Raw genomic sequence first — 7,909 nt, forward strand, 5'->3', positions numbered from 1 at the left:
CGGGCCGGTGCCGCCGGCCCCTGGCCAGGGGCGGCCGTCACCCCGGCCGCCACCCTGCCGGTCGTCGAGGCACCGCTGCCTTCGGTGCACGTCGCGCTCGCGCACGCCAGGCGGTCCAGGCCGGGCGCACCCCGCTTCGGCCGCACGGGCTTCCCCCTGGACCCGAAGGACCGTGCGGCGCGCAGGGACCGGCTGCGCGCGCGGGTCGTGACGACGACGGTCGTGGCCACCGTGGTCGCCGCCCCCGTGATCGCCCTGTGGGCCGCCTACCGGGGGGCGCCGCTGACGGGCGAGGGGCACGACGGTTCCTCGGTCACCGCGACCGAGGCGGACGAGGGGGCGGGACCCGGCGGCGAACCGTACGGCGACTACGAGAACGCCGGCAACGCCAGCCCGGACGGGGACACCGGATTCCCCGGCGACCTGCGGAGACCCGACGTGTCGGCGGAGGTGGTCAGCGCCGGCGACGGCCGGCCGGACTCCCGTGCGCTCACGGTGTCGGCCCGCTCCTCGCGCGGGCTGACGGCCATCACGCTGACCGCGTCCGGCGCCCGTCCCGTCACCTGGTCCGCCACGGTGCGGGCCCCGTGGCTGCGCCTCGGCCGATCGTCCGGCACGCTCGCCCCCGGCCGGAGCGTCACCCTGTACGTCCGCGTGGACCGGGCCGCCGAGCCGGAGGGCCCGTGGAGCGTGCGCGTCCTTGTGACCCCCTCCGGCTCCGCCGTCGTGATCACCGGGTACGGCCGCCCCGTGGCCCCGGCCCTCGGGCGCCCGGGACCCGGCCCTGACCCGTCGTCCGGTCCCCCCGGCCCGTCGCCGTCCTCGCCGCCACCGTCGTCGGGCCCCACACCGCCCACGGAACCCTCGGAGCCCACCGGTCCGACGCCTTCCGCGACGGACCCGCCGGCGACCGAGCCGCCCGGATCGCCGGCCCCGACACCGTCTCCGCCCGAGGGGACGACCCCCGCGCCCCCGCCACCCGGGACCGGGGCGGACCCGGGCGACGGCTAGCGGCGGTGGACGGCCGCACGCGGGACGGGCGGCCCCCACCCGCGGCGGGGCGGCCGGCCCCGGCAGCAGGCGCACCCGCCGCCGGGCGCCGGCACCCGGGCGCCGAGGACCGGCCGGCTCAGGCCGGATCGGCCGGATGCGGCGCCATCGGCAGCAGCGAGGCGAGCCGCTGCTCGCACAGCTCGACCAGCCGGGCGTACGCCTCCTCACCCATCAGTTCCGTGAGTTCGGGGCGGTAGGAGACGTAGACCGGGTCCCCGGCTCCGTGCGCGGAGGTCGCCGACGTGCACCACCAGTGCAGGTCGTGCCCGCCCGGCCCCCAGCCCCGCCGGTCGTACTCACCGATGGACACCTGGAGCACACGGGTGTCGTCGGGCCGGTCGATCCACTCGTACGTGCGCCGGACCGGCAGCTGCCAGCACACGTCGGGCTTGGTCTCCAGCGGTTCCTTGCCCTCCCGCAGGGCCAGGATGTGCAGGGCGCATCCCATACCGCCGTCGAAGCCCGGGCGGTTCTGGAAGATGCAGGAGCCCTCCCAGCGCCGGGTCTGGCGTTCACCGTCCTCGTCGACGCCGACCCAGCCCGTCTCCGTGCCGACGTCGTGGAACTGCCACAGGTCCGGTGTGAGCCGCGCGACGTGCCCGGCCACCCGCCGCTCGTCGTCCTCGTCCGAGAAGTGCGCACCCAGCGTGCAGCACCCGTCGTCCGCGCGGCCCGCCTGGATGCCCTGGCAGCCGCTGCCGAAGATGCAGGTCCACCGGGACGTCAGCCAGGTCAGGTCGCAGCGGAACACCTGCTCGTCGTCGGCGGGGTCGGGGAACTCGACCCAGGCCCGCGCGAAGTCGAGCCCCTTCTCGTCGGGCCCGGCGGGCCCGTCTCCTTCCGGCTGCCGCATCTCCGGCTTCTTTTCCGGCTTCTTCGTGACTTTGTCCGGCTTCGCCTTTTTCGTCTTTGGCACGGGCCCAGAGTAAGTCCCCCCGCCGCAGTAGCGTTCCGCTCATGAGACTCGGAGTCCTCGACGTGGGGTCGAACACGGTTCATCTGCTGGTGGTCGACGCGCACCCCGGCGCCCGCCCGCTGCCCGCGCACTCGCACAAGGCGGAGCTCCGGCTGGCCGAACTCCTCGACCCGGACGGATCCATCGGCCCGCTGGGCGTCGACCGGCTCGTGTCGACGGTCGCCGAGGCCCTGCAGGCGGCCGAGGACAAGGGCTGCGAGGACGTACTGGCCTTCGCCACCTCCGCGGTGCGCGAGGCGGGCAACGCCGACGAGGTCCTGGCCAGGGTCAGGGACGAGACCGGAGTGTCCCTCGCCGTCCTCAGCGGCGAGGAGGAGGCCCGGCTCACCTTCCTGGCCGCCCGCCGCTGGTTCGGCTGGTCCGCGGGGAAACTCCTGGTCCTGGACATCGGAGGCGGGTCGCTGGAGGTCGGCTACGGGCTGGACGAGGAGCCCGACGCCGCGGTCTCGCTGCCGCTCGGCGCCGGCCGCCTCACGGCCGGCTGGCTGCCGGGCGACCCGCCGGACCCGGCGGACATCCGGGCGCTGCGCCGCCATGTCCGCGCCGGGATCGCGAGGACGGTGGGCGACTTCGCCCGGCTGGGACCGCCCGACCGCGTCGTCGGCACCTCCAAGACCTTCAAGCAGCTCGCCCGGCTCGCCGGCGCCGCGCGCTCCGCCGAGGGGCTGTACGTGCAGCGCGTCCTCACCCGCAAGGCGCTGGAGGAGTGGGTGCCCAAACTGTCGTCGATGACCGTCGACCAGCGCGGACACCTGCCCGGGGTCGCCGAGGGGCGCGCCGGACAGCTGCTGGCCGGGGCTCTCGTCGCCGAGGGGGCGATGGATCTCTTCGAGGTCGAGGAGCTGGAGATCTGCCCCTGGGCACTGCGCGAGGGAGTCATCCTGCGCCGCCTGGACCACCTGCCGCAGGGTCAGGCGTCGCTCACCTGACGTACGCGCCACCGCCATGGCCCTTGTCACTTTCGGCCGGGGAACCCCCGGTGCGGCACACGGGTGCCCGTACCCTGTCCACGTGGCAGATCCAGTGGTGCGCGTCCCGGATGCGAAGGTCGCCCTGTCGACGGCCTCCGTCTATCCGGAGTCGACGGCGACGGCCTTCGAGATCGCCGCGCGCCTGGGCTACGACGGCGTCGAGGTCATGGTGTGGACCGATCCGGTCAGCCAGGACATCGAGGCGCTGAGGCGGCTCTCGGACTACCACCAGGTGCCGGTCCTCGCCGTGCACGCCCCGTGCCTGCTGATCACCCAGCGGGTGTGGTCCACGGACCCGTGGGTGAAGCTCCAGCGGGCCAGGGCCGCGGCGGAGAAGCTGGGGGCGTCGGCGGTGGTCGTCCATCCGCCGTTCCGCTGGCAGCGCAACTACGCCCGGGACTTCGTGAACGGAATCTGGCGCATGGCGGACGAGACCGACGTGCGGTTCGCCGTGGAGAACATGTATCCGTGGCGCTACCGGGACCGCGAGATGCTCGCGTACGCCCCCGCCTGGGACGTCACCCAGGACGACTACCGGCACTTCACGGTGGACCTCTCGCACACCGCTACCGCGCGCACCGACGGCCTGGCCATGGTCGACCGGATGGGCGACCGGCTCGCCCACGTCCACCTCGCCGACGGCAAGGGCTCGGGCAAGGACGAGCACCTGGTGCCGGGCCGGGGCGACCAGCCGTGTGCGGAGCTGCTGGAGCGGCTGGCCCGGACCGCCTTCGACGGCCATGTGGTCATCGAGGTCAACACGCGCCGCGCCATGTCGTCGGCCGAACGCGAGGCCGACCTCGCGGAGGCGCTCGCCTTCACCCGCCTGCACCTCGCCTCACCGGTGCGGACGCCTCGCCCGTGACGCCCGGTGCCACGGACGGCCCGGCCCCCCGGCGCCGGGGCCGGGGCCGCCCCTCCCGTACTGCGGACATCGCCGGCCCCGACGCCAGGACCCGGATCCTCCAGGCCGCCCGGACGGAGTTCGCCGAACGCGGCTACGACAGGACGTCGATCCGGGGCGTCGCCAAGGCGGCGGGTGTCGACCCGGCGCTGGTCCACCACTACTTCGGCACGAAGGACGAGGTCTTCGCCGCGGCCGTCGAGGTCTCCTTCGAGCCCGCGCTCGTCGTCTCCGAGATCCTGGACGGCCCGTCGGACGCCATGGGGGAGCGGTTGGCCCGCTTCTTCATCGGCGTGTGGGAGAACCCGGTGACCCGGGCCCCCCTGCTGGCGATCCTGCGGTCCGCGCTCACGCACGAGGCCGCCGCCGCGGTGCTGCGCGGCTTCGTGCTGAGCCGGCTCCTGGAACGGGTCGCGGCGGAGCTGGAGGTGCCCGACCCGACCTTCCGCGCCGAACTGGCGGCCTCGCACATGCTCGGGGTCGCGATCCTGCGGTACGTGGTCCAGGCGGAGCCGCTGGCGTCGGTGGACCCGGAGAGGATCATCGCCATGGTGGCTCCGACGCTCCAGAGGTACCTGGGTGACGCCTGACCCCCGCCCCGGCGCGCGCCCGCCCCGTGGGCCGCGCCCCGGCCGGGTCGCGCACCCGCCGCCTGCCGGCCCCTCCGGTGCTGTGACACGTGCGGAAGCCATGCCGGGCTCGGTCCCGGGAGGCCCCGCCCCGCCCACCCGTCGGGCATCACATCCCGCATTTCGGACGCGGTGTCCAGATCTTGGCACGGGAGGCGTAGGCTCGGAGACAGTCTTTTCTGTCGAAGGAGCGAAGCGACGATGCCCCAGCTGAGGTCCCGCACTGTCACCCACGGCCGCAACATGGCGGGCGCCCGCGCCCTTATGCGGGCGTCCGGCGTAGCCAGTGAGGACATCGGCAAGCCGATCATCGCGGTGGCCAACTCCTTCACGGAGTTCGTCCCGGGGCACACCCATCTCGCCCCCGTCGGCCGGATCGTCTCCGAGGCCATCCAGGCGGCGGGCGCGGTGCCCCGCGAGTTCAACACGATCGCGGTGGACGACGGCATCGCCATGGGGCACGGCGGGATGCTCTACAGCCTGCCGTCCAGGGACCTGATCGCGGACAGCGTCGAGTACATGGTCGAGGCCCACTGCGCCGACGCCCTGATCTGCATCTCCAACTGCGACAAGATCACCCCGGGCATGCTGATGGCCGCGATGCGCCTCAACATCCCCACGGTGTTCGTCTCCGGCGGCCCGATGGAGGCCGGCAAGACCACCCTGGTCGACGGCACGGTCCGCACCCTCGACCTCGTCGACGCGATCTCGGACGCGGTCAACGACAAGATCTCCGACGCCGACATCCTCCGCATCGAGGAGAACGCCTGCCCGACCTGCGGCAGCTGTTCGGGCATGTTCACCGCCAACTCGATGAACTGCCTCGCCGAGGCCATCGGCCTGGCCCTGCCGGGCAACGGTTCCGTCCTCGCCACCCACACCGCCCGCAAGGCGCTGTACGAGAACGCCGGCCGCACGATCGTCGAGATCACCGAGCGCCATTACGGGGAGGACGACGACTCGGTCCTGCCCCGCAGCATCGCCACCCGCGAGGCGTTCGAGAACGCCATGGCCCTCGACATCGCCATGGGCGGTTCCACGAACACGATCCTGCACCTGCTGGCCGCCGCCCAGGAGGCCGAGCTCGAGTTCGGCCTCCCGGAGATGGACGAGATCTCCCGGCGGGTCCCCTGCCTGGCGAAGGTCGCCCCCAACGTGGCGCCCGGCGGCACGTACTACATGGAGGACGTGCACCGCGCCGGCGGGATCCCCGCCATCCTCGGAGAGCTGTACCGGGGAGGGTTGCTCAACGAGAACGTGCACAGCGTGCACGCCGACTCCCTCGACGAGTGGCTGAAGACCTGGGACGTGCGCGGAGGTTCGCCCTCCGCCGAGTCGCTCGAACTGTGGCACGCGGCCCCCGGCTGCAAGCGCTCGGCGACCGCCTTCTCCCAGTCCGAGCGCTGGGACACCCTCGACACGGACGCGGCCGGCGGCTGCATCCGCTCGGTCGAGCACGCCTACTCCGAGGACGGGGGGCTGGCGGTCCTCAAGGGCAACCTCGCCGTGGACGGCTGCGTCGTGAAGACGGCGGGCGTCGACGAGTCGATCTGGACCTTCGAGGGCCCCGCCGTCGTCTGCGAGTCGCAGGAGGACGCCGTCGACAAGATCCTCCGCAAGGAGATCAAGGAAGGCGACGTCGTCGTCATCCGCTACGAGGGCCCCAAGGGCGGCCCCGGCATGCAGGAGATGCTCTACCCGACGTCCTTCCTCAAGGGACGCGGGCTCGGCAAGGCCTGCGCGCTCGTGACCGACGGCCGCTTCTCCGGTGGCACCTCCGGCCTGTCCATCGGGCACGCGTCCCCCGAGGCGGCGTCCGGCGGCACCATCGCCCTGGTGCGGGACGGCGACCGGATCGCGATCGACATCCCGAACCGCTCGATCGAGCTCCTCGTCCCGGACGCGGAGCTCGCCACCCGCCGCGAGGAGCTGAAGGGCGTGTACGCGCCGAAGAACCGCGACCGCAAGGTCTCCCAGGCGCTGCGGGCGTACGCCGCGATGGCGACCAGCGCCGACAAGGGCGCCGTGCGCGACGTCTCCAAGCTCGGCTGACCCGCCCCCTCCCGCGTCCCGTCCGGCCCCGCCCCTGGTCTCACCAGTGGGCGGGGTCGTCCGCGTCCACGGCGAAGACGGATCCGTCCGGGGCGGTCGCCACGACGCTCCGCCCGAGCACGACGGGAGCCGGCAGGGACGAGGCGTGGCCGAGTTTCCCGTCCCTGAGCCGGGGCCGCGTCTGGCCCAGCAGCGCCCCGCGTTCCGTGTCCACGGCCAGCAGCCGCCCGTCGGCGGCCGAGAAGTACAGGCGGCCGTCCCCTCCCGCGACCGGCGCGGAGGTCAGGCCGACGGCCGTCTCCAGCCGCCACCGCTCGGCCGGCCCGCCGCCGGGCCGGATGTCCACGGCCAGCAGCGTCCCGCCGCGCTCCAGCAGCACGGCGGTGTCCCCCGTGACCGCGACCCCCGGTGCGTTCATCCGGAAGGGCAGCGGCACCCGTGCCGTGCTCCGCCGCGCGGGGTCGTAGCGGACCAGTCCCGTGGTCTGGGCGTCGTCGTTCATGGACGTCAGCAGCAGATCCCCGCCGGACGTGCCCACCGGGGTGAGCATCCCGGCCAGCCGGCGCTGCCAGGCGGTGCGCCCGGTGTCCGCCTCGACCGCCGTGACGAGGGTGGTGGCGCCCCGCGCGTCGTTCTCGAAGAGGTAGGCGAGCCCCGTCGCGTCGTCGTACAGCGCGTACGCGGGGCGCAGGTGCCCCGGCACGGCGTGCCGCCAGCGGGTCCCACCGGTCGCGGGGTCGAGGCCCCGGGCCGTGCCGTCCCGGCCGGTCATCAGCAGGGTGCCGCCCGCCGGGAAGGGGGTGTCCGGAGAGCCGGAGAGGGACGTCCGCCAGGCCGGCTCCCCTTGCCCGGGGGCGTAGGCCAGGAGCTGCCCGCCCGGCTCGGCGGTGTACGCGGGGCCACCGGGGAGGGTGCCCAGTTCCGCGTCGCCGGACAGGTCGCTCCGCCGCGACCACAGGACCCGCCCGTCCGAGGGGTCCAGCCGGGCGGTCCCGTAACCGGCCGCGGCGCAGTACAGGGCGGAACCCGCGGGCGCACAGGACGGCGTCGAGCCGTCCGGGGACCGCAGGGGCGTCCGCCACGGCTCGAAGGACGCCGCCCGGTCCGGACCGCCTCCGCCGCTCCCCGGGGCCGAGGGCCCGGGGCCCTCGCCCCACGCGCCCGCCGCCCAGGCGCATCCGGCGGCCAGGGCCGCGAGCACCGCCGCGGCCGTCGCGAGCCGGCGCCGGGGGCGCCGGCCGCGCCACGCTCCGGGCGCGGAGGGCAGCCCGTCCGCCGCCCGCACATGTGTGGTGCCCGTGTCCGGTGCGTCCGCCGCGGCCCC

Annotated in this window: 6 protein-coding genes and 1 pseudogene; 5 read left to right on the top strand and 2 right to left on the bottom strand. The window is 74.5% G+C overall.

Features of this window, described 5'->3' with window-relative positions:
* Positions 1 to 1,011: pseudogene (locus ABZ371_RS25680) on the top strand (hypothetical protein); the annotation flags it as partial.
* Between the two features lie 118 nt (positions 1,012 to 1,129).
* Here the strand turns inward: ABZ371_RS25680 and ABZ371_RS25685 are convergent.
* Positions 1,130 to 1,969 (bottom strand): hypothetical protein, encoded by an 840-nt coding sequence (locus ABZ371_RS25685; RefSeq protein ID WP_358683743.1) that lies wholly within the window; start codon positions 1,967 to 1,969, stop codon positions 1,130 to 1,132.
* Positions 1,970 to 2,010: 41 nt separating this feature from the next.
* Between ABZ371_RS25685 and ABZ371_RS25690 the strand changes: the two genes are divergently transcribed.
* From ABZ371_RS25690 to ilvD, 4 genes are all read left to right on the top strand, one after another.
* Positions 2,011 to 2,958 (top strand): Ppx/GppA phosphatase family protein, encoded by a 948-nt coding sequence (locus ABZ371_RS25690; protein ID WP_358683745.1) that lies wholly within the window; start codon positions 2,011 to 2,013, stop codon positions 2,956 to 2,958.
* Between the two features lie 82 nt (positions 2,959 to 3,040).
* Positions 3,041 to 3,865, top strand: coding sequence for a sugar phosphate isomerase/epimerase (locus tag ABZ371_RS25695; RefSeq protein WP_358683747.1), 825 nt, complete (start codon positions 3,041 to 3,043; stop codon positions 3,863 to 3,865).
* Entirely contained in the window at positions 3,862 to 4,494 is a 633-nt protein-coding gene (locus ABZ371_RS25700; RefSeq protein ID WP_358683749.1) for a TetR family transcriptional regulator, read from the top strand. Before ABZ371_RS25695 ends, ABZ371_RS25700 begins: the two co-directional genes overlap by 4 nt.
* 240 nt (positions 4,495 to 4,734) lie before the next feature.
* A complete protein-coding gene (gene ilvD, locus ABZ371_RS25705; protein ID WP_358683751.1) occupies positions 4,735 to 6,585 on the top strand; it encodes a dihydroxy-acid dehydratase in 1,851 nt (616 codons plus the stop codon).
* A 40-nt stretch (positions 6,586 to 6,625) separates the two neighbouring features.
* Here the strand turns inward: ilvD and ABZ371_RS25710 are convergent.
* Positions 6,626 to 7,909: PQQ-binding-like beta-propeller repeat protein (locus ABZ371_RS25710; protein ID WP_358683753.1), on the bottom strand; the 1,284-nt coding region annotated here is incomplete at its 5' end.

It is taken from the genome of Streptomyces sp. NPDC005899, from assembly GCF_040629645.1.
Classification (GTDB): domain Bacteria; phylum Actinomycetota; class Actinomycetes; order Streptomycetales; family Streptomycetaceae; genus Streptomyces.